Source organism: Mesorhizobium sp. M0145 (assembly GCF_040322355.1).
In the GTDB taxonomy this organism is placed as follows: domain Bacteria; phylum Pseudomonadota; class Alphaproteobacteria; order Rhizobiales; family Rhizobiaceae; genus Mesorhizobium.
This window is the reverse complement of record NZ_JAMYTK010000001.1, coordinates 1-26,196: the sequence shown is the minus strand read 5'-3', so window position 1 is coordinate 26,196 and position 26,196 is coordinate 1. Positions and strand designations below refer to the sequence as shown.

Below are 26,196 nucleotides of genomic sequence, written 5' to 3'. Positions count from 1 at the left end.
TTTCACTTAAAATGTTCACATCTTCCTTTAGCATATATTAGTTAGGCGTAACGTGTTGAAAGGGGGTGCACTATGAATGTCGGAGTGGTTTTGCCCATGAAGAAAATTACCCATCCAGACTTTGCCAAGAGAATTGAGCGCGCCTGCGATGGCAACCCGGATGTGCCTCCGTTGAACCACGGCCGTCTCGGCTGGTTCGTCGAGCAACTGGATAAGCACGCGGTCGAGGTCACGCAGGAGACCGTGCGCAAATGGTTTCACGGCGAGACCAGACCGCGACACAAAGCGATGACCGCACTGGCGCAAATCCTCAAGGTCGACGAGGGGTGGTTCTCAAGCGGTAAGTCGCCTGAGTTCAGCGAGACGCAGCGGAAGCAGAACAACGTCGTTGCGGGCGGCGCTGTGAACGCGGTTGCGGGCTTCATTCAGATGGACGGCGGGCATCCGGCCTTCCCCATGGACGAGGACCGCGAGGCTGAGTCGAAGAAAATCCACCTGTACGCCATCATTCGCGGCGCGAAGTACAGCTTCCACATCAGCCCGGCATTGGGTGAGGCTGACGGTCGTCACTTCCTGGTGCCGCATGAGGCCGAGGGGACGATCGTTCTTGGCATCATTCGGGACGGTCCTTTCTCGGTGCGAATTCTCGAACTCGATTGGGACACCATCAGGGATGCGGGGACGCGGAAGAGCACCGGTTTCGACGTGCCTCTCGATGGCCATCAGTGGCGCGAGATCACGTCGTTCGCCGAACGGATTTGAATGATCATTGCGGCAACAGGGTATCGCCCCGAAAAGCTTGGCGGGTACGACGAGGGTGTCCGCAGTCGACTTCGAGCACTAGCCTTTGTTGAGTTAGTCGAGTAGCGAAGACAGGTCGTTCGAGTTCCGCTCGGTCAGGTAGTCGCTCCACCATTCCATCATCTTAACCCGTTCCGCCCAATATTCGCTCCGGTTATAGGCTGAGCGCACCTTGTCGCCATGCACGTGAGCCAACTGCCGCTCGATTGCGTCAGGTGACCACAACCCGGACTCGTTGAGGATTGTTGAGGCCGTTGAGCGGAAGCCATGCACTGTGAGCCGGCTGTGATAGCCGAGACGGTAAAGAGCGAAGATCATGGTGTTCTGGCTGATCGGCTTGTCACCGCTGGCGCCAGGCACGATCCATTCGGAGTCGCCGGCAATCTCCTTTAGCTCGGCCAGCAGTCGCTTGCTCTGCTTCGTCAGAGGCACCTTGTGGTCGCGGGACATTTTCATTCGCTCGCCGCTGATGAGCCACTGGTCCCCTTTGATTTCTGACCAGGTGCCGAAACGAAGTTCGTTGGTGCGCAACATCGTGTGCATGATCAGTTCGATGGCCAGGCGTGTCTGCCGTTCACCGTCGTAGCTTTGTAGGTTCGTCAGAAATTCGCCGATGTCGTCGGCATCGAGCGCCGCCATGTGCTTGACTTTGGGCCGCACCTTGAGCGCGTCCACCAGGTCGGCTGCGGGGTTAGTATCGGCGCGACCGGTGGCTATGCCAAACCGAAAAACGGCGCCTATTGATTGCCGAATGCGCTTGGTGACGTCGAGTGCCCCACGCTTCTCGACCTCGCGCAAGACCTCAAGAATTTTCGGGGCGCCTATGTCACGCAGGCGCATCTTGCCGATGATCGGAAACACGTCGTTCTCGAAGCGGCTCAACACACGTTGCCAGTGATCGGGCACCCAGGCTGCCTTTTGAGCCTGAAGCCACTCACGCGCCACCGTCTCGAACGCATCCGGGCCGCCAGTCGTGGCCTCGGCTTTGTGTAGGGCAGGGTCTTTACCGGCCTTGAGTATCGCCTTGTTGGACGACAGGAGCGCGCGCGCATCGGCGAGGGGGACAGCGGGATACTCGCCGATGGAGAGCAGCTTCTGCTTGCCGTCGAAGCGATAGGTCATGCGCCAGTATTTGCCGCCTGCCGGCGTGACGGCGAGAAAAAGGCCGCCGCCGTCTGCGAGTTTGAGCGGCGCGCCGTCAGCTTTGGGCTTGGCGTTGCGGCAGTGGATATCGGTCAGCGGCACGATGGGAACCTACGGTGTGGAGTCACGAGAAGCGCACCATACCCACATTTGACTCCACATCAAGGGATGTATTGGGACGTATCGGGACACATGCCGAAGCCGCCCCATTGATTTTCTTACGTTTTTTGCCATCTTTTAGAGGGCTGGTAGCGGGAGAGGGACTTGAACCCCCGACCCCAGGATTATGATTCCCGTGCTCTAACCAACTGAGCTACCCCGCCAAGGCGGCGAAGGCCCGAAATCCAGCTTAAATCGGCAGGCATATCGGCGCGTTCGCCAAGGTCGCGCGGATATAAGGTTGCGAGGCCAAGCCTGTCAAGCATCGAAGTGGCTGCCGCGCCGGCATATTGCTGGCGCCTAAAGCTTTGCCGGGCAGACATTTGGGCGCACAGGCCGGGGTTGAGTTCAGCGAGGCACGTCGCTATGTCTCGGCCACGAAAGCCATGGTCATGAATTGATGAAACCGCGCATTGCAGTCCTCGGTTGCGGATACTGGGGCAGCAACCACATCCGCACCCTAAAGGCGCTCGGCGCGCTGCATGCGGTTTCGGACGTCAACCCCGCGCGTGCGGAGGGTTTTGCCAGCGAGCAGGATTGCCTGGCGATAGAGCCGGAGGCGCTGTTTGCCCGCGACGATGTCGACGCCATTGTCATGGCGCTGCCGCCGCAGTTCCATGCCGACATGGCGGTGCGCGCCGTGCTCGGCGGCAAGGACGTGCTGGTGGAGAAGCCGATCGCGCTGACGGTGGCCGATGCCGAACGCTCGGTGCAGGCGGCCGCCGATAATGGCCGTGTCTTCATGGTCGGCCACGTGCTGCGCTTTCATCCCGCCTTCGAGACGCTGAAGGCGCTGATCGACAATGGCGAACTCGGCGAAGTCCGCTACATCCATTCGCATCGGCTCGGCCTCGGCAAGTTCCACACCGAAAACGACGCGCTATGGGATCTGGCGCCGCACGATCTGTCGATGATCCTGGCCATCACCGGCACCGAACCGGTCGAAGTGCGCGGCGAAGGCGCTGCTCTTCTCGACAATCTCAGCGACTTTGCGCATCTGCACATGCGCTTTCCCAACGGCCTGCGCGGCCATCTGTTCGCCTCGCGGCTCAACCCTTACCGCGAACGGCGGCTGACCGTTGTCGGCACCAAGGCGATGGCGGTGTTCGACGATGTCGAGCCGTGGGAGCGCAAGCTTGCCGTCTATCGCCACGCGGTGTGGCAGGACAGCGGCCAATGGGCGTTCACCGCCAACGAGCCGTCCTATGTCGCGGTCGGTGAGGGCATGCCGCTGACGCGCGAGCTCGAGCATTTCATCCACTGCATCGAGACGCGGGCCGAACCGCGCACCAGCGGCGAGGAGGCCATCCGCGTGCTGCGCATCCTGACCGCCGGCACCGTCGCCCATACAAGGCCCTGAGAGAAAACGCCGTCTATTCGGCGGGAACCCGCGCCGGCTGGACGGCAAGCCGCGTCAGCATCGCCTCGGCCTCGGCGCCGCGCTCGGAGCGCTCGATGAAGCCGCCGCCGAACACGCGCGCCTCGTTGCCACCGTCGGAATAGAGCACGCAAGCCTGACCGGGCGCGATGCCGGATTCGCCGTCGACCAGTTCCACCGAAGTGACTCCGGCGCGGTGATGCAGCACGGCCGGGCGCGGCGGCCGCGTCGAGCGCACCTTGGCGAAAAGCTCAAGCCCGGCCGCCGGGATAGCGGTCAGCGGGCCATCGCCCAGCCAGTTCATGTTGCGCAAGAAGATCTTGTGGGTCTCCAGCGCCTCGCGCGGGCCGACGACGACGCGGGCCCGGTCGGCGTCGAGATGAACGACGTAGAGCGGCTCGCCCGAGGCGATGCCGATGCCGCGGCGCTGACCGACGGTGTAGCGCAAAATGCCCTCGTGGCGGCCAAGCACGCGCCCGTCTATATGGACGATGTCGCCCGGATTGGCGGCAGCCGGCTTCAGCTTGGCGATGATATCGGAATACTTGCCCTGCGGCACGAAGCAGATGTCCTGGCTGTCCTGCTTGGCCGCAACCGTCAGTCCCATCTCCTCGGCGATGGCGCGAACCTCAGGCTTCGACAGGCCGCCGAGCGGAAAACGCAGATAGTCGATCTGCGCCTGGGTTGTGGCGAAAAGGAAGTAGCTCTGGTCGCGGTCGGCGTCGACCGGCCGGTAAAGCGCGCGGTGGGCGCCATTGGCGCCGGAACGGATGTAGTGGCCGGTCGCCAGCGCGTCGGCGCCGAGTTCCTTGGCGGTCGCAAGAAGGTCGGCGAATTTCACCGTCTGATTGCAGGAAACGCAAGGGATCGGCGTTTCGCCGGCGACATAGCTCTCGGCGAACGGGTCGATCACCGCCTTGCGGAAGCGCTCCTCGTAATCGAGGACGTAATGCGGGATGCCGAGCGTCTCGGAGACGCGGCGGGCATCGTCGATGTCCTGGCCGGCGCAGCATGAGCCGGCCCGGTGCGTTGCCGCGCCGTGGTCATAAAGCTGCAGCGTGACGCCGACGACGTCGTAGCCCTCGCGCTTCAGGAGGCCGGCAACGACCGACGAATCGACACCGCCCGACATGGCGACGACGACGCGGGTGTTTTCGGGGCGTCCGGGAAGATCGAGGCTGTTCATGGTTCTTTCGTTCTGCGCGGCGCTTCAATGCCAATGGCCGGAATATAGGTCAAGCGTCTCGGCTGCGCCAGCTTTGCCGGGCCGGCTCATTTTCCTGCCGGGTTCAATGCGCTTGCCGGCAGATGTTTCAAATGCCGATGAAAAGGCTAACGCCGCGTTCATGATCCTTACCTAACCATTAGGGTCTGCTTAGGCAAATTTTAAAGCTGTGGCGGTAATGTGGTGGGGATTGGGTCTTTGAGTTTTTTGTAGAGAGTACGATGACCGATCTAATTAGACCGCGAGTCAAATATGTTATCGGGCCAGACGGCAGCCCACTTACCATCGCCGATCTGCCGCCGACAAACACACGTCGCTGGGTTATCCGGCGCAAGGCGGAAGTGGTGGCGGCGGTGCGTGGCGGGCTTTTGAGCCTCGAAGAGGCATGCCAGCGCTACAAGCTCACCACCGAGGAATTCCTGTCCTGGCAAGCGTCGATCGACGAATACGGCCTTGCCGGCCTGCGCACCACGCGCATCCAGCAATACCGGCATTAGGCCGATAAGGGCGCTGATCAGCGCCCTTACGTTTGCGAGGGGCGACGATCTGCAATTTCAGACCGTCAGCACCACCTTGCCGATCGGCCTGGTGGCGAGAAAGGCATGGGCGGCACCGGCCTGTTCGAGCGGAAACGCCTTTGCCACGTGGACGGCCAGCTTTTTCGCGTCGATCAATTTGCCGAGCTCCACCAGAGCGGCACGGTCGGGCACTACGGACATGCGCTCGACGCGGATGCCTCGCGTCCTGGCCTTTGCCTTGGTGGCATCGCTGACATCGAGCAGCGACACCAGAACGCCGCCGGCCGTGAGCACTTTCAGTGATTGCTCCGCATGCACGCCGCCGAACGGGTCCAGAACCAGATCGATGTCGCGGGCCTTCCCGGTGAAATCATCCCTTGTGTAGTCGATCACCTCGTCGGCGCCGAGCGAGCGGACGAAATCGAGCTTTTCCGGGCTGGCGGTCGCGACGACGTAAGCGCCGTGCGCCTTGGCGATCTGCACCGCCAGATGGCCGACGCCGCCGGCTCCGGCGTGGATCAGCACGCGCTTGCCAGAATCGAGCCGGCCATGGCGGACAAGGCCTTGCCAGGCCGTCAGGCCGGCCAGCGGCAGCGCGGCGGCTTGCGCGTGATCTATGCCTTCAGGTTTCGGCGCAAGCTCATCAGCCGGGACAGCGGCGAGTTCGGCGTAGGCTGCCGCCTGTTTGGGAAAGCGCGTCATGCCGAACACGGCATCGCCGACCTTGAGGCCGGAGACGCCGGAGCCCAGCGCCTCGACAACTCCCGAAACGTCCCAGCCAAGGACAAAAGGCGGCTCGCCAAGCAGCGGATAGTGGCCGCCGCGCACCGCACCATCGACCGGATTGATGCCGGACGCCTCGATGCGGACGAGCACTTCGCCGGCCTCGGGTGATGGCGCGGGGCGATCGGCAATGACGAGGACGTCGGGTCCGCCGAAGGAATTCTGGATAATGGCACGCATGGAAGGCTCTCCTGCTGGTTTTGATGTGCCACTATCACTTGGATAGTTACATTATCTTGTCTAGTATGTACCTTTTTGATATATACGCACCTCATGGATAGTGAAGATGTTTCCCCTTTCGGCTATGACGCCTTTCGGCGGTCGTGCCCGTCACACGCCGTGCTCGAGACGCTCGCCAGCAAATGGGTCCACCTTGTGATCTGTGCGCTGCGCCGCGGCCGGCTTCGCAACGGCGAACTGGCGCGCAAGCTCGAAGGCGTCACGCCGAAAATGCTGACGCAGACCCTGCGCATCCTCGAACGCGACGGCCTTGTGCGGCGCGAAATCTTCCCGGTCATTCCACCGCGAGTCGAATACGAGCTGACCGAACTCGGCCAGAACCTGGCAGGACTGCTCGATCAGATCAGAGCCTGGTCGGAGCAGCATGTGCCCGACATCAAGGATGCCCGCGCGCGGGCGGCGGAACACCAAGAATATCTGGGTGCCTGAGGCCGGCACCGTTCGGTGCGCAGCAATGGCGCTCAAGCGCGGCGCGCGTTAAAGCCTTGTTTTAGCCGATCATGGCGCTGCGGCTGCCGGCTTCCGTGTCGCGCGTCTTGGTGTCCCGCGATTCCAGCATCTCGGCCTTGGAAAGCTCGGCTTCGGCCTCGCTCAGCAATGATTCGGCGACATTTCGCTGCTGGGCGAGGTCGCTTTGCGAATTCCTGAGGTTGTCGCGGCGCAGGCGTGCCGCCTTGGCGAAGGTCGGATAAGCAAAATGATTGATGTCGGTGATGCCGGCCTTCTTCTCTTCGGCGGCGATCTGAAGTTCCAGCTCGACGGCCATGCGCTCGAATTCGGCGATCATCATGTCGAGCTGCAGCAGCTGCCGCCGCTTCTCGCTCACCTGAAATTGCTTCAGCCGAACGAGGTTTTCACGTGACTTCATGATTCGGTACTCCCGGAAACGCACACCTGCACATATCGTCCAATTCACCCGGCAAGGCCCAGGCCTGACCCCGTTTCCACCGGCTTTCCCCGAACTATGGGAAACAAACTCCTAAAGTTTTTTGCCGGCGGTAACCATTCGTTTACGGGCATTGTTAATCATACGGCTCAGGACTTAAGGGCGGGTAAAAATTCTGCTTCTCGTCGCGAAACCTGGCCAACGAGTCCGAAGAGTCACTTAGTCTGGCTTATTAATGTGCCGCATTAACGGTTTGGGTCTGTGATTCGTTATTGGATTCAACAAGGTGTAGAAAGGGGTTAAAAAATCTGATACCGTCACGGACGGGGAATTAGGTTTTATTAACCATTCGATGGCAGCCTCTGCTCAGGGCAATCACTGCTCCGGTCCTGGACGGGTCGTGAAATGGTCCGGCAGCAGAAAAGGGGAATGAAATGCGCGTTCTGCTGATAGAAGACGACAGTGCAACCGCACAAAGCATCGAGCTGATGCTGAAATCAGAAAGTTTCAATGTCTATACGACCGACCTTGGCGAAGAGGGTGTCGATCTAGGCAAGCTTTATGATTACGACATCATTCTCCTCGACCTCAACCTCCCCGACATGTCGGGCTACGAAGTGTTGAGAACACTCCGCCTTTCCAAGGTGAAGACGCCGATCCTCATCCTCTCCGGCATGGCCGGCATCGAGGACAAGGTGCGCGGCCTCGGCTTCGGCGCCGACGATTACATGACCAAGCCCTTCCACAAGGACGAACTGGTCGCCCGCATCCATGCCATCGTGCGGCGTTCCAAGGGCCATGCCCAGTCGGTCATCACCACCGGCGACCTGGTGGTCAATCTCGATGCCAAGACCGTTGAAGTCGGTGGCCAGCGCGTCCATCTGACCGGCAAGGAATATCAGATGCTGGAACTGCTCTCGCTGCGCAAGGGCACCACGCTGACCAAGGAAATGTTCCTCAACCATCTCTATGGCGGCATGGATGAGCCGGAGCTGAAGATCATCGACGTCTTCATCTGCAAGCTGCGCAAGAAGCTCGACGCCGCGTCTGGCGGGCAGAATTACATCGAGACCGTCTGGGGCCGCGGCTATGTGCTGCGTGAGCCTGAAGATATCCGGGTCAGCGCCTGAAGCAAGGGCATGATCCCAAAATGGGCGCCGGCTTTCGGAAAAGAACCTGGTAAAACAACGAGATAGAGCTCATCCCGATTTCATCCAGATGGAACAGGCTCTGATCAGGCGGCAATCTTCAAGGCGCGGAAGCACTCGAGCAGTTGCGGCCGGTTGAACGGCTTCAGCAGGTAGCCCTGGGCGCCGGCGCGCTTTGCCCGCATGATCGCCCCGACGTCGACCTCGACCAGCGAAATCAAAACTTGCGGCACTACCGGGCTTTCCATGGCGCGCACGCGGCGGATGAGGTCCTGCGCCTGCATGTCCGGCAAGGCGCCGTCGACGACGATGATATCAGGCATGTCGACCGCGCACATCTCGATCGCCTCATGGCCGCTGGCGGCTTCGATCACCATCATGCCGGAACCGCCCAGGATACGCCTTGCAACCTTCCTGATGACGCTCGAATTGTCGACGAACATGCAGCGTTTCATTCCCGGACCCTCTTTGCCATGCGGCAAACCGACAGCGTCGTGGCATCTGCCGGGGACCATAGGCCGATCTGGTAAAGAAGCCGAAAAGCCGTTAGGTAAAATTTTCCTGAAGGTGTTTTAAGCGAAATCTTCTTTCGCAATGCTTCACGCAATTAATCTGCAAGCCGGTCTCACAGATGTTAAGACGACGCCGCAAATATGATTTGGAGAAAATACTTTTCCGGCTCTTAGCAGAACTTCAGACTGCAGAAAGGACGATCTCGTCGGCGGTCGCATGGATCGAAATCGTCATGTTGGCTTCGCGGGCCAGGAGCAGCGTGTAATAGGGCTGCACCGAATGCGCGTCGATCGGCTCTTCCGGCCTGTGGCCGGAATGCAATTCCAGGAATTTGGGCGGCACGCGGAGCATCGGGCCGCTCGCCGCGAGCGCAAAGCGCGGCTCGGTCTCCAGGTTCTCCAGCGTGACCACCAGCCTGCCGCCGCGCGGAATGGCGGCGTTAGCGACGAGGATGAGATTGAGCAGCAGCTTGACCTTGTTCTTGGGCAACAGTGCGCGGGTTCCGTTCCAGATCAGTTCCGGCTTCTCGTTCTTCAGGAAGGCGATGGCCACGGCCTCGGCGTCCCCGGTGTCGATCAGCATGCCGGCGGAACCGGCAGCGCCGAAGGCGATGCGGGCGAATTGCAGGCGGGCGGAGGCGTTTTTGGCGCTTTGGCGGATCAGCTTCATGGCGTCTTCGTCGGCGCCGCCTTCGTCGAGCAGCTCAAGCCCGTTGTTTATGGCGCCGACCGGCGAAATGATGTCGTGGCAGACCCGGCTGCACAGCAGCGCGGCCAGATCGGGTGCGGAAAGGGTGAAAAGCTCGGCCATCGGCAAAAATCCCTGCAAATTTCACAACACAATGACCGGGCGATCATGATCACGCCTGTCCACACGAATCACGCTCTCTCCCAAGCATTCTGAATACACAGCGCTTGTGCGTGCAGCAACAAATCCGAAATCATGATTGTCGAAAATGGCGTGTTCACGCAGCAGGGTGCTGCGCGGGCGATGTGAAAACAGCCTTCGAACCGCCATCTTCATGTGGGAGTTTAATGGTTGAAAAAGGATTACGGCATAGTTTGCCCCTAACAGTCATCCTTAACGGCCGCCAAAGAGCCGTACGGGTGCGAGGCGTCGGCGAAAGTGCTCCCTGACGGAGATTGGAAGCATGGTTTCCCGATTCTACGACCGGACTTTTTTCCGTGTCATCTCAATGACGATCGCGCTCATCGGCCTTGTCGCCTTTTCGGCATCGGCCGCGCGGGCGCAGGAATACACCGCGCAGGAGATCGTCGATTCCGGTCATAAATTCTTCGGCGCAACATCGGGCGGGCTCGCAACCGTCGTCGAGAAGATTTTCGCCACCTATGGCCTGCCGAACGGCTATCTGCTCGGCGAAGAGGGGTCCGGGGCGCTGATCGGTGGCCTGACCTATGGCGAAGGCACGCTCTACACCAAGAATGCGGGCGACCACAAAGTGTTCTGGCAAGGCCCGTCGCTCGGCTGGGATTTCGGCGGCGAGGGCTCGCGCGTCATGATGCTGGTCTACAATCTCGACGATGTGAGCAGCCTCTATAATCGTTTTGGCGGCGTCGCCGGCTCCGCCTATGTCGTCGCCGGCGTCGGCTTCAACGTGCTGAAGAACAACAATGTGCTGCTCGTGCCGATCCGTACCGGCGTCGGCGCTCGTCTCGGCGTCAATCTCGGCTACCTCAAGCTCACCCAGCGCGCGACCTGGAATCCGTTCTGACCTGCATGATGGCGCCACTGCGATTGGACCTGTGATCCCACGGTCTGAGCTTTGCCGCGGCATACTCTTGCCGTGGCGCCGGATTTCCGTCATGCGAAGATGGCAAAGTCGACCTTTGGCGGTTGCCATGCACAACGGATAGTCATCTTGGTCCAGTCGATCCTGTTCTTTGTCCTCGGCTTTCTCTGCGCGGGCTTTCTGGCGCTGATGATTGCTCCGGCCGTGTGGCGGCGGGCGGTGGCGCTGACGCGCAAGCGCGTCGAGGGCTCGATGCCGTTGACGCTGGCCGAGATCCAGGCGGACAAGGATCGCATTCGCGCCGAGTTCGCCGTTTCGGTGCGCCGGCTTGAAATGACCGTCAAATCATTGCGCGAGAAGGCCGCCGAACAGCTGGTCGAGATCGGCCGCGACCGCGAAGCCCTGAGGGAATTGGCGGCCGAGCGACAGGACAAGAACCGGGTCGTCGCCGATCTTACAGCCAGGGGCGAGGAGCTTCGCAAGCGCGATGAGCAGCTGCAGCAGCTGTCGGAACGGCTTGCGGAGACCGAGCGCGCCCTCGAAAAGCGCGGGCTCGAACTGCGGAAACTGGAGCACATGTATGACGACGCCAGTTTTTCATCCAGCAGCAGGCAGATCGAGCTGGTGGCGCGCGAATCCGAGCTGCAGAAGCTGGCGAGCGACATTTCGCTGCTGCGCGGCCAGCGCAAGGAGGCGGACAGGCGCAGCCAGGAATTGGCAGCCGAAAGCAAGGTTTTGCGGGACGCGCTGAAGGCCGAGAAGAAAAGAACCGGCGACCTGGAAAAGAAGGTCGAACGCCTGCTCGCCTCGCTGGCCGATCGCGAGGACAGGCTGGAGCGCCGCGAGAAGGAACTGGTGCGCCTTCGCGAAAAGCCGAAAGGCGCTGAAAGGGCGCCTGCGGTGGGTCTTGCCGGCGTGCCAGGCAGTCAGGTCAATGTGGCCGTCAACGGCGACGTCGAACAGACAACCGCCAAGCTCGACGCCGACCGCGAGCGGCTGGAGGCCAGGCTGACGTCGCTGGCACGCGAGAACAGGCGGCTGAAGACAGATCTTGCTGCCGTCGAAACGTCGAAATCACAGGCCGGAGACGATACCGGCAGCGCCAGCGCGGCGTTGCGCGAAGAGATGAACGATCTGGCGGCGCAAGTCGTGGCCTTGACGGCAAAGCTCGACGGGCCGGATTCACCGATCGCCCGGGCGCTTGCAGCGCCTGAGGATACGCGGCCGGGGAGCGGCGGACGCAGCCTTGCCGATCGGGTGCGGGCGCTGCAGAAGGCCGCTTCGACCGACTGAGATTCCGCAAGCGCGAGCGGGACGCCCCGGCTCTAAATTAGGCTCCGGAAAAATGATGCAGCGCGATAGCTGACGCGGCGGCGACGTTCAGGCTGTCGAAACCTTGCGCCATACCGATCCGCAGCGTCTGCAGGCGGGCAAGCAGGCTTTCCGGCAGGCCTTCGCCCTCAGTGCCGAGATAGAGCGCCAGCCGTTCGTTTGTCTTGGCATCGCGAATGTCGGTCTGCCCGCGCGGCGACAAGGCGAATTGGCTGAAGCCTTGCCGGTCGAGCATGGCGGTGCAGGCGGCGGCGTCGGCAAAGGAGGCGAAGGGAATTTTCAAGGCGGCGCCGACTGAGACGCGGATTGCCTTGCGGTACAGCGGATCGCAGCAGGTCGGATCGAGAAGCACGGCATCCGCGCCAAAGGCGGCGGCATTGCGGAAGATTGAGCCGATATTGTCATGATTGGCGATGCCGACCAGCACCACGATCAGCGCGCGGGCGGGCAGTGCGCCGAGCAAAGCTTCAGCGGAGACGGCCGCGCCCTTGCGGCCGATCGCCAATATGCCGCGATGCATGTGGAATCCGGCAATCCTGTCGATGACTTCGCCGGATGCGACATAGATCGGAAGCCCGGCAGGCGCCTTGCGCAGGACGTCATCGAGGCCGGCCAGCCGGTTCTCGAGCACCAGCACCGATTCTGCCTCGAAGCGACGGGCGGCAAGCAGCGCGTCGAGCACCACCTTGCCTTCGGCGACGAAACGGCCCTGCCGGCCGGCAAGATCGCGTTCCCGGATGTCGAGATAGGCGGCGACGCGAGGATCCTGCGGGTCGTCTATGCGGATCGGATTCATGGCTTCCTCGGCGGACCATGCGTCGGCCGCGAATCGGGATTCGGTTTCGGAAGGCACGATGCCCGATCCGAAGGAGTTCAGACCGTATCTCAGCGTCCAAATGGATGCACGCCGTTCTAACGGTCAAATCCAATCACTAGGCGCCGGGCGGAGACGCCCTGCCTGGCCTCCTGGCGGCACGGCGATATTTGATTTCCGCGGCACGGCTCTTCGGCCAAGCCGCTTCAATGCAGAATTTCGATGGGCGAAGGAACCACACAGGGCCATGCCGCGTCATAGAGGCGGGCTCCTGCTGCGGTCCTGGGAGGACATCGATGATCAGGCTCCTCCTCGTCTTTGCCGCCACGCTTGCCCTCGCATGCGGCGTGGCTCGCGCGGCCAAGCTCGATCCAACCACCGTCAATCAGGCCCAATTCACTATCGGCGAACCGACGGGTGTCGATCCGATGCTGCTGAAGGCGCAGATCCTTCTGGATCGCGCCCGCTTCTCGCCGGGCCTCATCGACGGTCGCCTTTCCCAGAACTTCGCCAAAGCCGTCGCCGCGTTTCAGGTGGCAAACGGACTTCCGCCCGATGGCAAGCTCAGTCCACAGACCTGGAGCAAACTTATCGCAACCTCCGCCAAGCCGGTGCTGGTGACCTATGAGGTGATGCGCAAGGATGTGCGCGGACCTTTCACCAGGCGTATTCCGGCTCGCTTGGAGAGGATGGCCCGCTTGCGGCGGCTCGGCTACCGCAATGCGGTGGAGAGGTTGGCTGAGCGCTTCCACGTCAGCGAACAATTGCTGCGAATGCTCAATCCGGGCACCAGCCTCAGGAAACCAGGCAGGATGTTGGTGGTGCCTGATGTCAGCAGGGGCGACCCTCCCGCCGGCGTTGCCGCCGTCGAGGTCGACAAGGGCGCCCGCCTGGTGCGTGTGCTCGACCGTGCCGGCAAATGGCTGGCGGTCTACCCCGCCTCGATTGGGAGCGACGAGAAGCCGGCGCCAAGCGGCATGGCAGAGGTCAGGCGCGTGGTGCACAACCCTACCTATCACTACGATCCGGACTTCGCTTTCAAGGGGGTCAAGACCAAGCGGCCCTTCACCATCGCTGCCGGGCCGAACAATCCCGTGGGATCGGTCTGGATCGATCTCTCCATCGAAAGCTACGGCATCCACGGCGCGCCCGAACCGGGCAAGATCGGCACGAGCTTTTCGCATGGCTGCATCCGGTTGACCAATTGGGATGCCGAAGACCTTGCCTCCATGGTGCAGCCGGGCACGAATGTCGAGTTCAAGGACGAGATTGCGCAGGCCGCGGACGAGCGCGTTCAATAGCAAGGCTGACTTGGCAGCAAGGCAGACTTGGCAGCAAGGCGGACTTGGCAGCAAAGCGGATTTGGCGGGGCGTTCTCCGCCCGGCCGCTCAGGTCCCGGCGCGACGCAGCCGGTGAGCCATCTGCGACAGTTCACCTTCGCCGAAAATGCCGTCCAGCATGTGCAGCAATTCGCGCACCGCCGCGGACTTGCAGGAATAATAGATCATTTGCCGGTCGCGGCGGGTCTCGACAAGGTCGGAAGCCCTGAGCTTGGCCAGATGCTGTGACAGGGCGGATTGGCTGAGCGATACCTTCTCGGCTATGGCGCCGACCGACATCTCGCCCTCGGCCAGATAGCTCATGATCAACAAACGTTTTTCGTTGCCCATCAGCGTCAGAAACGCAGCCGCGGTTCCGGCGTTGGCGACTAGTTTGTTCGAGACCATAGATCCCCCATGCCTTCTTGCTCATCCGCCGCTATGGGGGCAATAGCGTCGGATTCCATAGACTTTCCCTATAGATGCACGCCAGCGATTCAGCGTCACTCGCAAAGGTAGAACATTTCGCTCAAATCTCAAGGCTTGCTTTCCATGCAAGCCGATTAACCGTGCGGCTGTGATTAATTTGCCGATCGGGCAGCCTTGGCCATGTCGACCAGGACAGGCCTGAGGTCGCGCGCCGCTCTCAGCGGCTCGGGGAAGAAAACCCGACAGACATTGTCGCCCGATATGAGATCCATCCCGTCGACGTCGAACCCGGTGACGATCCAGCCGTCGCTCTCGGCCCCGCCGAAATGACTTGCGTAGAGGGCAATCGCATCGAGATGGTCGGCGTTCATGTGGTCGAGCGCCGATTGCTCGCCGGCGGCAAGCTCTTCGACGATCGCTCCCGTCGCGACCAGATCGGTGCGGTCGAGCAGATAGGCCTTGCCGAAGCCGCCGTTCAGGCTGGCGCGCTCCGGTTCGAGCCGGAAGATCGAGAAGTCGCCGAGCCCGGCATAGAGTTTTGCCTTGGGGTTGCGGTTGAGGTAGCGCCGCTCGGCGCGGGCGTGTTCGTTCGATCCGCGTTCAAGCCGCACGGCGCGGCAGACGAGCGTCAATCGCGGATGCGCCAGCGGATCGCCCTTGCCGGGTTCGCCGATGAGCAACGAGCAGCGCGGGTCGGCAAGGATGGCGCCGGTATGGGCGGACAGCATCGATACCAGGATCAATGGCGTGCCGTCGATGTCTGTGGCGACGCCGACCCGGCTGGCCAGCGGCGAACCGGTTCCTGGTTCGAGCACTGCCAACGCGCCGAAACGGGCGCTGCGGATCAGCGTCTTTGCCAGCCTGATCGCCTCGGTATCGGTCGCGCGGATCACGTCTTTCCTGGGTTCGTCCAAGGCATCACCGTCGCATTTATTTCGGCGCCATGCGGATGGCGCCGTCGAGGCGAATGGTCTCGCCGTTGAGCATCTGGTTCTCGATGATGTGCAAGGCAAGTGCCGCGTATTCCGAAGGCTCGCCCAAACGGGAAGGGAAGGGCACAGCGGCGCCGAGCGAATCCTGCACCTCCTGCGGCATGCCGGCCATCATCGGCGTCCTGAAGATGCCGGGTGCGATGGTGCAGACGCGAATGCCGGAGCGGGCGAGATCGCGCGCCACCGGCAGCGTCATGCCGACGACGCCGGCCTTGGACGCGGAATAGGCGGCCTGGCCGATCTGGCCGTCATAGGCTGCGACCGATGCGGTGTTGATAATGACGCCGCGCTCGCCGCCCTGCAGCGGTTCGAGCCTGGCGGTCCGGTCGGCGACCAGGCGGATCATGTTGAAGGTGCCAATCAGATTGACCTCGATCACCTTGCGGTATTGATCGAGCGGATGCGGTCCGTCCTTGCCGATCGTCTTCATGCCGATAACGATGCCAGCGCAATTGACCAGGATGCGCGGTGCGCCGAGCGTCTCTGCCGCTTCCGCGACTGCGGCGGCACCGTTCTCGGCGTCGCTCACATCGCATCGGACGGCGATGCCGCCGATGTCGGCCGCCACCTTGGCCGCACGCTCGATACCGAGATCGAGGACGGCAACCCTGGCGCCGCCGGCGGCAAGAGCGCGCGCCGTCGCCTCGCCAAGGCCGGAGCCGCCACCGGTGACGATCGCAATCTGGCCGTTCGGGTTCATCTCGACGTCCTCCTCCGTTCCCAGACTATGCCGCCAAGCCACCGTGCGACAGCACCGGCACGGTCATGCCATCGCGGCGATGTGCGCGGCAATCCTTGCCTGGTCGGCGTGGCAAACCTCGCCCGCCAGCCTTGCCACCGCGCCCGGCACGATCTCGTGCGCCAAAAGCCGGTCGGGGTCGACCGGACGCGGCATCGAGATCTGCCCGCGCGGCAGCCTCCTGAAGCCGAGCGGGCCGTAGTAGGGTTCGTCGCCGACCAGCATCACCGCCGGTGCGCCGGCCTTGGCGGCGGCTTCCAGCGCGATTGCCACTAGCTTGCGGCCAATGCCGAGATTTTTGAAGGCCGGCTGCACGGCGAGCGGCCCGAGCATCAGCGCGCGGCCGGCACCGGCGGCGATGCGCGTCATCCGTACCGAGGCGACGACGATTGCGCCGTCGACGGCCATGAATGACAAAGCGCGTTCGTGCGGGCCAGCTTGGCGGATCTTGTAGGCGGCGAGCACGAAACGGCCCGGCCCGAAGGCCTCGTCATTGATGGCTTCGATTTCAGGATCGTGCGCCGGAGTTTCCGGCAGGTATTTCACGTCGGCCAGGTATTTCAAGTCGGCAAGGCTCATGGTCTTTGCGTTCCGGTATGCGAGGAAAGGTTTGCTGCAAGCGGCAGCATTCGCCAGTCAGCGCTTCATCAAGCGCGGGCGCTCTTTCGTCGTCGGTCGAACCGGATCACGGCAAAGTCGAACATGCGGATTGTCCGCTAGCACCAATTTTCAGCCGCCGCAATCGGCCCGCGCAGCCGACCGCACTCGACGACGCAGCCGTTGACGATCTGTTCAGCATCGGGGATTTCCGCGGCGCCGCTTGGTGCCCTACATCGGACAGGAACGCGAAAGGATATTGCATGGGATTGCTAGTCGAAGGCCAATGGCAGGACCGCCGGTACGATAGCGGGGAGAGCGGCGGCAAATTCGTGCGCGCGCAGTCGCAGTGGCGCGACTGGGTGACCCGCGACGGCGCGCCGGCCGAAGGGCGAAAACGCGGCTTCAAGGCCGAGCCCGGCCGCTACCACCTCTATGTCTCGCTCGCCTGCCCGTGGGCGCATCGGACGTTGATCTTTCGCGTGCTCAAAAAACTCGAGGACGTGATTTCCGTCTCGGTCGTCCATCATTTCATGGGCGACGACGGCTGGACGTTCCTGGCCGAGGACGGCGCCACCGGCGACACGCTCTACGGCCTCGATTTCCTGCACCAGATCTACACCAGGGCCGATCCCGGCTATTCGGGCCGGGTCACCGTTCCCGTGCTGTGGGACAAACGCGAGCAGACCATCGCTTCCAACGAATCCTCCGAGATCATCCGCATGCTCAATTCGGCCTTCGACGAATGGGGCGATGCCAGGCTCGATTTTTATCCGCAACCGTTGCGCGGCGAGATCGATGCGATCAATGCGCTGGTCTATCCCGCGGTCAACAACGGCGTCTACCGTGCCGGCTTCGCCACCACGCAGGCAGCCTACGAGGAGGCATTCGGCGAATTGTTCTCGGCGCTCGACATGCTGGAGGACCGTCTGTCAAGGCAGCGCTATCTCGTCGGCGGCCGCATTACCGAGGCCGACTGGCGGCTGTTCACGACACTGGTCCGCTTCGACCCGGTCTATGTCGGCCATTTCAAGTGCAATCTGCGCCGCATCGCCGACTATCCGAACCTGTCGAATTACCTACGCGACCTCTACCAGGTGCCAGGCGTCGCCGGCACGGTGAATTTGCACCACATCAAGGCGCATTATTACAGCAGCCACGAGACGATCAACCCGACGCGCGTCGTGCCGGTCGGGCCGGAGCTGGACTACGCCGCGCCGCATGACCGGGCGCGATTCAGGAAGGCGGCGTGAGACCGGTGACCTAGCGGAAGGTTTCGGTGTTGATACGGGCCTGCCTGACAAGCTCAGCTTTCAGAAAACTCTTGCCCATCCGACTGGAGTAGCCTGCGGCATTGATGCCGAAGACTACAAGTCCGGCAAACAGCAGGATCAGAACCCAGATGAAGAGAGGGATGGCATCGCTCCCTGGGACGACTCCAGCCGCAACGGCAAGGCCTCCCAGTATGAGCGAAAGCAGACAGGAGGCTAAAGACGAAAACAGCGTTAGTTTCCAATATTCGTCGCGATTAAAAAGCCGAAGGTTTTTCCTGATGAATTTGTAAGAGACGAAGGAGGTCGACCCAAACGCGATGGCAATGCCGCTGGCGTTGCCGAAGCTGTCCGGTAATGAAGGGAACATGACCGATATGCCCATAAACACGACGGTCAGGCCCACCATCATGAGAGTATAAAGCCCCACATAAGGCCAGACGTTCACCGATCTTGCTTGTCCGATATCCATGGTTTCGCCCCCGTTTGGTGAGCGATAGCTTGGAATTTTTCAAACAGCAAGCAAGCCTACCAATAGGGCGATACCGCCGCGCCCCCAAAAATCTCCGCGATCCGCCGCAGCGTCGCCGGCGTCGTTCCCTGGGGCAAGCGGTCGAGCGGGAAGAAGCCGGCTTCGGCGATCTCGCGGTCGGGCAGCTTAGGGCTTGGCTGGTCGAACTCTTCGACCAGATAGAGGCCGACATGGTCGCGGCGGCTGGCGCGGCGGTTGAAATGCAGGGATTTCAGCACCGGCGGTCCGGTCAGCGCGATGTTGCCTTCCTCGAAGACTTCGCGAGTCAGCGCTTCGATCATCGTCTCGCCCAACTCGACGCCACCGCCGGGCAGGTGCCAGCCCGGGACATAGGTGTGGCGGATGAGGAAGACGGAATTGGAGCGGCGGTCGTGGATCAAGCCGCGCACGCCGAGCGTCATCGGCCGCCGCAGTACGAAATACAGGTGAAACAGCCTTGCCCTGAAGCCCGGCCAGCCGATCTGGCGCAGGGCTTGCTCCGGATCCGGCGTCATCGTCCGCGAAACCGTGAGTGGAAAGCCGCGCGCGGCTCGCCTATGAAGAAAAGATGTTCAGGCTCGCGCATATTTCCGATGTCCATCTGGGGCCGCTTCCCGATGTAACCTATCGCGATCTCGCCTCCAAGCGCGTGGTCGGTTACGTCAACTGGCAGCGCAACCGCCGCCGCTACATGCACGATGCCGTCATCGACACGATCGTCGCCGACATGAAGGCCAGCGGGCCGGACCATCTCGCCATCACCGGTGATCTGGTCAATCTGGCGCTCGACGGTGAGATCGAGATGACCAAGCACTGGCTGGAGACGCTGGGCTCGCCCAATGACGTGTCGGTCGTGCCGGGCAACCATGACGCCTATGTACCGGGCGCCTTCGACAAGACCTGCCGGTCGTGGGCGGCGTGGATGACCGGCGACGGCGTCAATACGCCGGTCGACCGCAACACCTTTCCCTATTTGCGCGTACGCGGCAATGTTGCGCTGGTCGGCGTCACGACGGCGCGCGCCACGGCTCCATTCATGGCCAACGGCTTCTTTCTGGAGGGCCAGGCGGAACGGCTGCGCGACATGCTCGACGCCACAGGCAAGCGCGGCCTGTTCCGGGTGATCATGATCCACCACCCGCCGGTGCGCGGCGCCGTTTCGCAGAACAAGCGGCTGTTCGGCATCTCCCGCTTCCACAAGGTTCTTCACCGGCACGGCGCCGAGCTTGTGCTGCACGGCCATTCGCATGTGCCGTCGCTCTTCTTCATCGGCGCCCGCAAGATCAAAATCCCGGTGGTCGGGGTCGCCGCTGCCGGGCAGGCGCCCGGCAGTCCGCATGCGCCGGCGCAATACAATCTGCTCGACATCGACGGTGAAAAGGACAATTGGCGGATCAGGCTGACGCGCCGCGGCCTGACCGGGCCGGCATTGCCGCCCAGCGACCTGCAGACAATGGAGCTTGGCGTGGGGGCCGAGGCGTCGATGGCTAGAGCAATTCCAGGAAAAGTGTGAAACGGTTTTCCGTCCGGAATTGCGTCAAAACAAAGAGATAGTGCGGTTCAGCGTTTCCGTGAAACGCTGAACCGCACTAGAAGCTGATTTTCATTGCAACGATGCGGTCCCAGAACAACACGAGCGAAATCGCCAGGCCGACCAGGGCGCCGGCGGCGATCAGGCCGAGGCCCGAGAAGAACGCCGACCAGCCGTTGCTGCGCCCAGGGACATGCAGCGGCGGCTCAGCCTCCGCCACCAGGGCGCGTTTAAGGCCGGCGACGGCTTGCTCGATGCCGCCTTCCATCATCCTCTGGCGTTCGACGACGCGCTCGGCGACATAGCGCGTCACCTGGTCGGCAACGACCTTCATCTCTGTCGACTCGGCGAGCACGACGCGGCCGATGCGCGTGTCCTTGAGAAAGCGATAGGTGCGGCGGTCGCGTCCCATGGCGACATGGCTGATCGCGTCGATCCACAGCCGTGGCTGCAGGCCGGACGAGACGGCGAAGTCGAAACTGTCCATATCGGTGGGTACGTCGCCGAAGACCGGCGCGAGTTCGGCGGCAAGCAGATCGAGCCGCATGCGATGCGCTTCGCGCATCTCGACGACGACGTCGTCGCGGTCGGCGAAGGCGTTCTTGACGTCGCGAATGGCATCGGACAGTTTTCGCGACTGATCGATCTGGGTGATGTTCTCGCCTGCGTCCTTCATCGGCGTTGCCTCGCGGGGTTTGGTTAACACCGAATTAACACAGCGGCCGGCAAATTGCACTTGCGAGATCGATGAGCGGGCAAGGATTCGCTGGAGCAGCACCAGTGCCGCCGCCGTGCCTGCGCGAAGACCGATCAGCTCGCCGCAGCGGCGAATCCCGGACGAAGCCGCCTGCTGCGGCGTCGCATATTGCGACGGACGGCCTCGACGATCAGGCCGGGCGCTTCCTCGACCAGCATATGGCCGGCTTCCAGCACGTGGTGCAGATGAAAATGCTTCGGCACGCCGTCCGCCTGGCTGACGGGCAGCATCGCGTCGTCGGTTCCCCAAACCACCATGATTGGCATATTCAGCGTTTCCAGCCCCTCGTTCGGGATGACGCCTTGCCGATCATCCCTGGTCATGGCGGCTGCGAGCTCGACAAGTGTCCGCAACTGGCCGGGACGCTGGCGCATCTCGTTGACGAGTTCGACCCTATGCTGCGGCAGCCGGCTTTGCGGTCCCGACATGGCGGCAAGACAGGCGCGGATTTCATCCGTGCCGGCAGCGGCGGCGTAGCGACGCAGCAGCGGACCATTGATCTCAGGACCGAAACCGCCCGGCGCCAGCAGCGTCAGCGACGCCATTCTTTCGGGCTCGCTCAATGCCATCAGGGCGGCCACGGCGCCACCCATCGAATGACCGACGAGATGAGCCCGCTTTATCCCGCGAGCGGAAAGATCGGCAAGGACGGCACTGGCTGCAATCCTGGCCGGACCGCCGCCCGGAAAATCGAGCGACAGCCCATGTCCCGGCAGATCATAGGCCAGGGTCCGCGCGCCGGGCGCCAGAGACTCGGCCACATCGCGCCAGTCGTCGTGGCAGCCACCGAAACCATGCAGGAAGGCAATCGTTGTCGGGCCGGTGCCCCGTTCGGCAGCGTAAAGGGATGGGGTCATGCAAACTTTATGGCTTGGTGCCGGGATCAGTCAGGATGCCGGGGGCGGTCTTATGCGGATCAGTCTTGCGGGAGGTCAGACTTATGCGGAGATCAGTCTTATGCGGGATCAGACCTATGTGGGATCAGATTGGCCGGTTCAAATTGTGTCTGAATTGCGCTTTGGCCGTCCGGATGGCCAGTAAAATCTTCGCGATCACCTGACGTCGTGCACGCGCCGGGAGACGTCAGCTGGCGCCGCCAAGGCCGGCGGCGCGCAGGGCTTCCACCAGCCGGTTGGTCAGATCGGCGGGATATCTTCGTTCGACGAAAGTTGCGCGCGGATCGGCTGCGAATTTCGGGAATTTGGCGGTCAGTTCCTGCAGCAGCCTGCTCGCCAGCTTCTCGCGGCCGGCAGCCTTGGCGCCGATCAGCCGCGCCGCCAGATAATGCGATTTCATTTCCGTCGTTCGCAAGCCGTCGCTGGCGAGCGTGGCCTTGTTCATGTCGCCCATCATGAACTCTCCGGCGAACAGCCCGTAATCCCACCATGTCGGATGGGCGCTGGCGATGTCCACCGCGTGAGCGATGATCGGGGTGCCCTCGCTGTACCTGCCGGCGAAAACCAGCCCGTAGCCATAGGCGGCGGCCATTGCGAGATCGTAGGGATTGAGCTCATAGGCCTTGCGCATCCAGCGGATCGATTCCGCGGAATCGCCCATGCGCGAGTTGAGATAACCAAGGGCGCGGTGCGCGTAGGGGCTGGTCGGGCCCATCTGGATGGCGCGATGGGCAAACGTCATGGCTTTGTCGATCGTCGCGTCGGCGGGGTAGGGATAGTGGTCGGTGACCGCTTCGAGATGCAAGGAAGCGAGTTCCGAATAGACGAGCGACGACTTCGCCTTCCGGTTGGCAAGATCTTCGAGGCAGCGGTAAGCGGCTTCGTGCGTCTGGGCGTTCTGGTCGAGATAATATTTGCCGTTGAGCACCAGACACGCCGTCAGCCCGGTCTGGATGCCGCTCTGCTCGATGTAGTTGTAGATCGTGCCCGAGGCGGGAAGAGCCGAGCTCAAAATGCCGGAGATCTGGTCCTCGATGGCGGTGTTCGCGCTGTCGCCGGCGGTCAGGTTGCGTGAGAGCAGCACGCGGCCGGTCGCAACGCTTTGCAGCTCGAGCATGATGTCGCCGCTACGCGGCCCGGGCAGGACATCGAATACGAAGCTGGCGGCGTCGGTTACTGGATCGGGCGGGCTGTCGGCATCACGGCCGATGAAATTGATGGTATCGAAGCCGCTGAGGCCGGCGCGCAGCGATGCGGCGACACGGCGAGCCAGGTCGCTGTCGGCCTTGATGGCGATGTAGACCTGGGGGAGGTTTTCAACCGGAGGCGCTGCTATGCTGCCGGTCGCCACCGCGGTCTCGACCGCCGTGTCGCCGCCGGTCAGCAACACCACGCTGCCCTGGCGAAGGATCAGCACACCCAGCAAGAGAATGACCAGCGCGATCGCCAGCCAGAAGAACTGCAAATGGCGTTGCAGCGAAGGAGCAGCAGGGGCGACGGCTGGAACGCTCAGCAATGCAGCCGGATGTGCCCGGTTGCGGGCGCCCTCCAGCGATCCGGGCGGGGCGGTCGTCGCCGCTTCCTCTGTTGCCAGCTCCGGCTTGCTTTCTGCCTTGGGCTCCACCTCCGCCGGCAAGCGAATGGCGTTGAGTTCGTAGGACGGAACATAGCCGCCGCGCGGAATGGCGATACGGACCGGTTCGGCAACGCCCTCATTGGCGAAATACTGCTGCAGAAGTTCGCGCAGCCTGCCGGCCTGTACCCGCACCACCGCATCGGTCGACGGGTCGAAATCGCCGTCCTTGCCGAACACGTCCATCGCTATGGAGAAGCCCTTGAGCCTGTCGGCTTCGCCTGCCTGCTCGCGCTCGACCAGGTAGCGGAGCAGCTTGCGCGCGCGCTCGGATCGTCCGAACGTTTCGCTGGCAAGCAATCGCTCCAACGTTTCGCGCACTGCGGGGGCGGCAGGCGTGGTATGCTGCAAGTGTCGATCCCTTCGAATTCGGCACAGGTTGAGGTACAATCATATCGCGCTGACGGCGCCTTACAAGCATGTGCTTATGGTGCGATAGCGTACCCACCGGATAAATTCCGGTGGGCCGATGGCGGGAGCCTGACCGTTTCGGCTAGCCGCGCTTTCGACCGACGATGCGGTTGGCGGCCGAAACCACGGCTTCTAGCGAGGCGGCGACGATGTTGGTGTTGATGCCGGCGCCGAACAGCTTGCCGCCCGGATGTTCCATCTCGACATAGGAAATGGCCGAGGCATTCGAGCCGCGCTGCATGGAATGCTCGGAATAATCCAGCACCGACATCGGCACCCCGACGTGGCGCGACAGCGCATCGACGAAGCCGTCGATCGGGCCGGTGCCGGTGCCTGATATGGTCACCTCCTTGCCTTTGTCGAGGATCACCGCTTCGACCACGCGCCGGCCCTTGACCTCGGTGTCGGGGTAGGTGTGGTGGTCGAGGAACTTCAGCCGCGCGCCGGGCTGGTCGACATAGGTGTCGAGAAAGCGCTCGTAGATGCGCTTGACCGGCACCTCCTTGCCTTCGGCGTCGGTGATCGCCTGGATAGCCTGGCTGAACTCGATCTGCAGGTTGCGCGGCAGGTTGAGGCCGTAATCCGCATGCAGCACATAGGCGATGCCGCCCTTACCGGACTGCGAGTTGATGCGGATGATGGCTTCGTAGCTGCGGCCGACATCGGCCGGGTCGATCGGCAGATAGGGCACCTCCCAATGCGGCGTGTTGGCCTTGCGCAGCGCCTTCATGCCCTTGTTGATGGCATCCTGGTGCGAGCCGGAAAAGGCGGTGTAGACAAGCTCGCCGACATAAGGGTGGCGCTCCGGGATCTTCAGCTGGTTGGAGTATTCGTAGACGTCCTTCATGCGGTTGATGTCGGAGCAGTCGAGCCCGGGATCGACGCCTTGCGTGTACATGTTGAGCGCCAGCGTGACGATGTCGACATTGCCGGTGCGCTCGCCATTGCCGAACAGCGTGCCTTCGACGCGGTCGGCGCCCGCCATCAGGCCGAGTTCGGTGGTGGCGATGCCGGTGCCGCGGTCATTGTGCGGGTGCAGCGAGATCAACAGGTTCTCGCGTTCGTCGAGATTGCGGCACATCCATTCGATGCGGTCGGCATAGATGTTGGGCGTCGACATCTCGACCGTGGAGGGCAGGTTGATGATCAGCTTGTTCTCCGGCGTCGGCTTGACGATCTCGGTGACCGCGTTGCAGATCTCCAGCGCCACTTCGAGCTCGGTGCCGGTAAAGCTCTCCGGCGAATATTCGAAACGGTAGCCGCCGCCGGCCTTCGCCGCCATGTCGGTGATCATCTTGGCCGCATCGGTGGCGATGCGCTTGATGCCGGCGACGTCCTTCTCGAAGACGACGCGGCGCTGCAATTCGCTGGTCGAGTTGTAGAAATGGACGATCGGGTTGGTGGCGCCCTTCAGCGCCTCGAAAGTGCGGGTGATCAGTTCCGGCCGGCACTGCACCAGCACCTGCAGCGAGACGTCGGCGGGCACGTTGCCCTGTTCGATGCACCAGCGGGCGAAATCGAAGTCGGTCTGCGAGGCCGACGGAAAGCCGATCTCGATCTCCTTGAAGCCCATGTCGAGCAGCAGGGCGAACATGCGCGCCTTGCGTTCCTGGCCCATCGGATCGATCAGCGCCTGGTTGCCGTCGCGCAGGTCGACCGAGCACCAGATCGGCGCCTTGTCGATCACTTTCGAAGGCCAGGTGCGATCGGCAAGGCCGACGGTCGGATAGGGTTGGTATTTGCGGGCAGCGTCCGGCATGCCCCTCGCGGGCTTGGCGGTTTCCTCTACATTCAGACGGATATCTTCTCGTGCGTTCATCGTCTTTTCTCCCGGCGGCTCGCGGATCCAGCTTCAGGCGGATTGGTGGCGAGCGGCGCCTTTACCAGAATTTCGTTCGCTTGATGTGACGTGCCAATTTGTGACTGGCCAAGGAGCGTGCGCGTGAGCGGCAATTCGACCGCCGGGCGCTCCTTCAGCGAACCCGGCGATCGCCGATAAGGCCGAGAAGCAGCAGGGTCGAGGCGAGCGCGCGGACGGTCTGGCCGGCAATGCCGGTCGGACGGGACGCAAAAGAGGTGGCGCGCGGGCTCATGGCGGATTTCATACAGGAGCGGGCAAAGCGAGGCAAGTGGGAGCATTGGAGGTGGGTGAAGCTGCCGATCCAGCCTCTCAAGACCTGGGTTCCTCGCCCCGCGAAGCGGGGGAGAGGTGGCCGCCCAGGGTCTTGCCTTCGGCAAGCCCGAGGACAGGCTCCGCGGCCGGAGAGGGGGCCTTCGTAGGGCGCAGTCCCCTCTCCGTCTCGGCTTCGCCGAGCCACCTCTCCCCATTTTCGTCTAGGCGATTCACACATTTCGAAGCGCCCATCCATGGGCGATGGACAGGAAGTGCTGCAATCCGTGTCGGAAGGTGATGGGTCCT

Annotated in this window: 27 protein-coding genes and 1 tRNA gene; 10 read left to right on the top strand and 18 right to left on the bottom strand. The window is 62.5% G+C overall.

Annotated features, from left to right (window positions below):
- Positions 1-96: 96 nt before the first annotated feature.
- A complete protein-coding gene (locus tag NKJ28_RS00140) occupies positions 97-762 on the top strand; it encodes a hypothetical protein (RefSeq protein ID WP_352633383.1) in 666 nt (221 codons plus the stop codon).
- Between the two features lie 93 nt (positions 763-855).
- Here NKJ28_RS00140 and NKJ28_RS00135 read toward each other — a convergent pair whose 3' ends face one another.
- Together NKJ28_RS00135 and NKJ28_RS00130 are read right to left on the bottom strand one after the other, a co-directional pair.
- On the bottom strand, positions 856-2,046 hold the full coding sequence (locus NKJ28_RS00135; protein WP_352633381.1) for a tyrosine-type recombinase/integrase: 1,191 nt from the start codon (positions 2,044-2,046) through the stop codon (positions 856-858).
- 144 nt (positions 2,047-2,190) lie between these two features.
- Positions 2,191-2,267: transfer RNA gene (locus NKJ28_RS00130), tRNA-Met, on the bottom strand.
- Positions 2,268-2,503: 236 nt separating this feature from the next.
- On the opposite strand from NKJ28_RS00130, the gene NKJ28_RS00125 reads away from it, so the two are divergent.
- Entirely contained in the window at positions 2,504-3,463 is a 960-nt protein-coding gene (locus tag NKJ28_RS00125; protein ID WP_352466761.1) for a Gfo/Idh/MocA family protein, read from the top strand.
- 13 nt (positions 3,464-3,476) lie between these two features.
- Here the strand turns inward: NKJ28_RS00125 and mnmA are convergent, their stop codons facing one another.
- Positions 3,477-4,667: a tRNA 2-thiouridine(34) synthase MnmA gene (gene mnmA / locus NKJ28_RS00120; protein WP_352633379.1), complete on the bottom strand. Its 1,191-nt coding sequence runs from the start codon at positions 4,665-4,667 to the stop codon at positions 3,477-3,479.
- A gap of 260 nt (positions 4,668-4,927) precedes the next feature.
- On the opposite strand from mnmA, the gene sciP reads away from it, so the two are divergent.
- Entirely contained in the window at positions 4,928-5,203 is a 276-nt protein-coding gene (gene sciP, locus NKJ28_RS00115) for a CtrA inhibitor SciP (protein WP_023679563.1), read from the top strand.
- A 57-nt stretch (positions 5,204-5,260) separates the two neighbouring features.
- Here sciP and NKJ28_RS00110 read toward each other — a convergent pair whose 3' ends face one another.
- Positions 5,261-6,187, bottom strand: a complete 927-nt coding sequence (locus NKJ28_RS00110) for an NADP-dependent oxidoreductase (RefSeq protein ID WP_352586703.1) — start codon at positions 6,185-6,187, stop codon at positions 5,261-5,263.
- Between the two features lie 93 nt (positions 6,188-6,280).
- On the opposite strand from NKJ28_RS00110, the gene NKJ28_RS00105 reads away from it, so the two are divergent.
- Entirely contained in the window at positions 6,281-6,676 is a 396-nt protein-coding gene (locus NKJ28_RS00105) for a winged helix-turn-helix transcriptional regulator (RefSeq protein ID WP_023679561.1), read from the top strand.
- A 61-nt stretch (positions 6,677-6,737) separates the two neighbouring features.
- On the opposite strand, the gene NKJ28_RS00100 is transcribed toward NKJ28_RS00105, so the two are convergent.
- Complete coding sequence (locus NKJ28_RS00100; protein ID WP_023679560.1) at positions 6,738-7,115, bottom strand: flagellar export protein FliJ; 378 nt, start codon at positions 7,113-7,115, stop codon at positions 6,738-6,740.
- A 452-nt stretch (positions 7,116-7,567) separates the two neighbouring features.
- Here NKJ28_RS00100 and ctrA point away from each other — a divergent pair, with 452 nt between their 5' ends.
- Entirely contained in the window at positions 7,568-8,263 is a 696-nt protein-coding gene (ctrA, locus tag NKJ28_RS00095; protein WP_006203583.1) for a response regulator transcription factor CtrA, read from the top strand.
- 104 nt (positions 8,264-8,367) lie between these two features.
- Here ctrA and NKJ28_RS00090 read toward each other — a convergent pair whose 3' ends face one another.
- The gene (locus tag NKJ28_RS00090) at positions 8,368-8,736 is read right to left on the bottom strand and encodes a response regulator (protein WP_023679559.1); all 369 of its coding nucleotides are present in this window, start codon (positions 8,734-8,736) and stop codon (positions 8,368-8,370) included.
- Positions 8,737-8,974: 238 nt separating this feature from the next.
- Positions 8,975-9,604 (bottom strand): histidine phosphotransferase ChpT, encoded by a 630-nt coding sequence (chpT, locus tag NKJ28_RS00085; protein ID WP_023679558.1) that lies wholly within the window; start codon positions 9,602-9,604, stop codon positions 8,975-8,977.
- A gap of 340 nt (positions 9,605-9,944) precedes the next feature.
- Between chpT and NKJ28_RS00080 the strand changes: the two genes are divergently transcribed.
- Together NKJ28_RS00080 and NKJ28_RS00075 are read left to right on the top strand one after the other, a co-directional pair.
- Positions 9,945-10,526 carry a DUF1134 domain-containing protein gene (locus tag NKJ28_RS00080; protein WP_023679557.1) on the top strand — a complete coding sequence of 194 codons (582 nt, stop codon included), beginning with the start codon at positions 9,945-9,947 and terminating at the stop codon, positions 10,524-10,526.
- Positions 10,527-10,673: 147 nt separating this feature from the next.
- A complete protein-coding gene (locus tag NKJ28_RS00075; RefSeq protein ID WP_352633376.1) occupies positions 10,674-11,837 on the top strand; it encodes a coiled-coil domain-containing protein in 1,164 nt (387 codons plus the stop codon).
- 37 nt (positions 11,838-11,874) lie between these two features.
- On the opposite strand, the gene NKJ28_RS00070 is transcribed toward NKJ28_RS00075, so the two are convergent.
- Positions 11,875-12,672 carry a TrmH family RNA methyltransferase gene (locus NKJ28_RS00070; RefSeq protein ID WP_023679555.1) on the bottom strand — a complete coding sequence of 266 codons (798 nt, stop codon included), beginning with the start codon at positions 12,670-12,672 and terminating at the stop codon, positions 11,875-11,877.
- Between the two features lie 314 nt (positions 12,673-12,986).
- On the opposite strand from NKJ28_RS00070, the gene NKJ28_RS00065 reads away from it, so the two are divergent.
- Positions 12,987-13,991: a L,D-transpeptidase family protein gene (locus NKJ28_RS00065; RefSeq protein ID WP_352620472.1), complete on the top strand. Its 1,005-nt coding sequence runs from the start codon at positions 12,987-12,989 to the stop codon at positions 13,989-13,991.
- 88 nt (positions 13,992-14,079) lie between these two features.
- Here the strand turns inward: NKJ28_RS00065 and NKJ28_RS00060 are convergent, their stop codons facing one another.
- From NKJ28_RS00060 to NKJ28_RS00045, 4 genes are all read right to left on the bottom strand, one after another.
- Positions 14,080-14,418, bottom strand: a complete 339-nt coding sequence (locus tag NKJ28_RS00060) for an ArsR/SmtB family transcription factor (protein WP_023679553.1) — start codon at positions 14,416-14,418, stop codon at positions 14,080-14,082.
- Between the two features lie 173 nt (positions 14,419-14,591).
- On the bottom strand, positions 14,592-15,353 hold the full coding sequence (locus tag NKJ28_RS00055) for a HugZ family pyridoxamine 5'-phosphate oxidase (RefSeq protein WP_352633373.1): 762 nt from the start codon (positions 15,351-15,353) through the stop codon (positions 14,592-14,594).
- A gap of 16 nt (positions 15,354-15,369) precedes the next feature.
- Positions 15,370-16,131 carry a 3-hydroxyacyl-CoA dehydrogenase gene (locus NKJ28_RS00050; protein WP_352620476.1) on the bottom strand — a complete coding sequence of 254 codons (762 nt, stop codon included), beginning with the start codon at positions 16,129-16,131 and terminating at the stop codon, positions 15,370-15,372.
- Between the two features lie 63 nt (positions 16,132-16,194).
- Positions 16,195-16,749, bottom strand: a complete 555-nt coding sequence (locus tag NKJ28_RS00045) for a GNAT family N-acetyltransferase (RefSeq protein ID WP_352633371.1) — start codon at positions 16,747-16,749, stop codon at positions 16,195-16,197.
- Between the two features lie 281 nt (positions 16,750-17,030).
- Here NKJ28_RS00045 and NKJ28_RS00040 point away from each other — a divergent pair, with 281 nt between their 5' ends.
- A complete protein-coding gene (locus tag NKJ28_RS00040; RefSeq protein ID WP_352620478.1) occupies positions 17,031-18,020 on the top strand; it encodes a glutathione S-transferase family protein in 990 nt (329 codons plus the stop codon).
- A 10-nt stretch (positions 18,021-18,030) separates the two neighbouring features.
- Here the strand turns inward: NKJ28_RS00040 and NKJ28_RS00035 are convergent, their stop codons facing one another.
- Complete coding sequence (locus NKJ28_RS00035) at positions 18,031-18,510, bottom strand: ABZJ_00895 family protein (protein WP_352620480.1); 480 nt, start codon at positions 18,508-18,510, stop codon at positions 18,031-18,033.
- A 56-nt stretch (positions 18,511-18,566) separates the two neighbouring features.
- On the bottom strand, positions 18,567-19,064 hold the full coding sequence (locus NKJ28_RS00030; RefSeq protein WP_352620482.1) for an NUDIX domain-containing protein: 498 nt from the start codon (positions 19,062-19,064) through the stop codon (positions 18,567-18,569).
- 53 nt (positions 19,065-19,117) lie between these two features.
- Here NKJ28_RS00030 and NKJ28_RS00025 point away from each other — a divergent pair, with 53 nt between their 5' ends.
- Complete coding sequence (locus NKJ28_RS00025) at positions 19,118-20,062, top strand: metallophosphoesterase family protein (protein ID WP_352568307.1); 945 nt, start codon at positions 19,118-19,120, stop codon at positions 20,060-20,062.
- A gap of 76 nt (positions 20,063-20,138) precedes the next feature.
- On the opposite strand, the gene NKJ28_RS00020 is transcribed toward NKJ28_RS00025, so the two are convergent.
- The 4 genes from NKJ28_RS00020 to leuA form a co-directional block, all read right to left on the bottom strand.
- A complete protein-coding gene (locus NKJ28_RS00020; RefSeq protein WP_352620484.1) occupies positions 20,139-20,756 on the bottom strand; it encodes a hypothetical protein in 618 nt (205 codons plus the stop codon).
- Between the two features lie 134 nt (positions 20,757-20,890).
- Positions 20,891-21,694, bottom strand: a complete 804-nt coding sequence (locus NKJ28_RS00015; protein ID WP_352620486.1) for an alpha/beta fold hydrolase — start codon at positions 21,692-21,694, stop codon at positions 20,891-20,893.
- Positions 21,695-21,920: 226 nt separating this feature from the next.
- Positions 21,921-23,717: a tetratricopeptide repeat protein gene (locus tag NKJ28_RS00010; RefSeq protein WP_352633369.1), complete on the bottom strand. Its 1,797-nt coding sequence runs from the start codon at positions 23,715-23,717 to the stop codon at positions 21,921-21,923.
- Between the two features lie 142 nt (positions 23,718-23,859).
- A complete protein-coding gene (leuA, locus tag NKJ28_RS00005) occupies positions 23,860-25,596 on the bottom strand; it encodes a 2-isopropylmalate synthase (protein WP_352633367.1) in 1,737 nt (578 codons plus the stop codon).
- Positions 25,597-26,196: the final 600 nt, after the last annotated feature.

Coding starts and splice junctions, on each gene's coding strand:
- NKJ28_RS00070 (WP_023679555.1), bottom strand. CDS start 12,672: ATGAATCCGATCCGCATAGACGACCCGCAGGATCCTCGCGTCGCCGCC.
- NKJ28_RS00080 (WP_023679557.1), top strand. CDS start 9,945: ATGGTTTCCCGATTCTACGACCGGACTTTTTTCCGTGTCATCTCAATG.
- NKJ28_RS00050 (WP_352620476.1), bottom strand. CDS start 16,131: ATGAACCCGAACGGCCAGATTGCGATCGTCACCGGTGGCGGCTCCGGC.
- mnmA (WP_352633379.1), bottom strand. CDS start 4,667: ATGAACAGCCTCGATCTTCCCGGACGCCCCGAAAACACCCGCGTCGTC.
- NKJ28_RS00045 (WP_352633371.1), bottom strand. CDS start 16,749: ATGAGCCTTGCCGACTTGAAATACCTGGCCGACGTGAAATACCTGCCG.
- NKJ28_RS00065 (WP_352620472.1), top strand. CDS start 12,987: ATGATCAGGCTCCTCCTCGTCTTTGCCGCCACGCTTGCCCTCGCATGC.
- ctrA (WP_006203583.1), top strand. CDS start 7,568: ATGCGCGTTCTGCTGATAGAAGACGACAGTGCAACCGCACAAAGCATC.
- NKJ28_RS00100 (WP_023679560.1), bottom strand. CDS start 7,115: ATGAAGTCACGTGAAAACCTCGTTCGGCTGAAGCAATTTCAGGTGAGC.
- NKJ28_RS00030 (WP_352620482.1), bottom strand. CDS start 19,064: ATGACGCCGGATCCGGAGCAAGCCCTGCGCCAGATCGGCTGGCCGGGC.
- NKJ28_RS00140 (WP_352633383.1), top strand. CDS start 97: ATGAAGAAAATTACCCATCCAGACTTTGCCAAGAGAATTGAGCGCGCC.
- NKJ28_RS00060 (WP_023679553.1), bottom strand. CDS start 14,418: ATGGTCTCGAACAAACTAGTCGCCAACGCCGGAACCGCGGCTGCGTTT.
- NKJ28_RS00015 (WP_352620486.1), bottom strand. CDS start 21,694: ATGACCCCATCCCTTTACGCTGCCGAACGGGGCACCGGCCCGACAACG.
- NKJ28_RS00020 (WP_352620484.1), bottom strand. CDS start 20,756: ATGAAGGACGCAGGCGAGAACATCACCCAGATCGATCAGTCGCGAAAA.
- NKJ28_RS00035 (WP_352620480.1), bottom strand. CDS start 18,510: ATGGATATCGGACAAGCAAGATCGGTGAACGTCTGGCCTTATGTGGGG.
- leuA (WP_352633367.1), bottom strand. CDS start 25,596: ATGAACGCACGAGAAGATATCCGTCTGAATGTAGAGGAAACCGCCAAG.
- NKJ28_RS00040 (WP_352620478.1), top strand. CDS start 17,031: ATGGGATTGCTAGTCGAAGGCCAATGGCAGGACCGCCGGTACGATAGC.
- NKJ28_RS00125 (WP_352466761.1), top strand. CDS start 2,504: ATGAAACCGCGCATTGCAGTCCTCGGTTGCGGATACTGGGGCAGCAAC.
- NKJ28_RS00110 (WP_352586703.1), bottom strand. CDS start 6,187: ATGCGTGCCATTATCCAGAATTCCTTCGGCGGACCCGACGTCCTCGTC.
- NKJ28_RS00090 (WP_023679559.1), bottom strand. CDS start 8,736: ATGAAACGCTGCATGTTCGTCGACAATTCGAGCGTCATCAGGAAGGTT.
- NKJ28_RS00025 (WP_352568307.1), top strand. CDS start 19,118: ATGTTCAGGCTCGCGCATATTTCCGATGTCCATCTGGGGCCGCTTCCC.
- sciP (WP_023679563.1), top strand. CDS start 4,928: ATGACCGATCTAATTAGACCGCGAGTCAAATATGTTATCGGGCCAGAC.
- chpT (WP_023679558.1), bottom strand. CDS start 9,604: ATGGCCGAGCTTTTCACCCTTTCCGCACCCGATCTGGCCGCGCTGCTG.
- NKJ28_RS00105 (WP_023679561.1), top strand. CDS start 6,281: ATGGATAGTGAAGATGTTTCCCCTTTCGGCTATGACGCCTTTCGGCGG.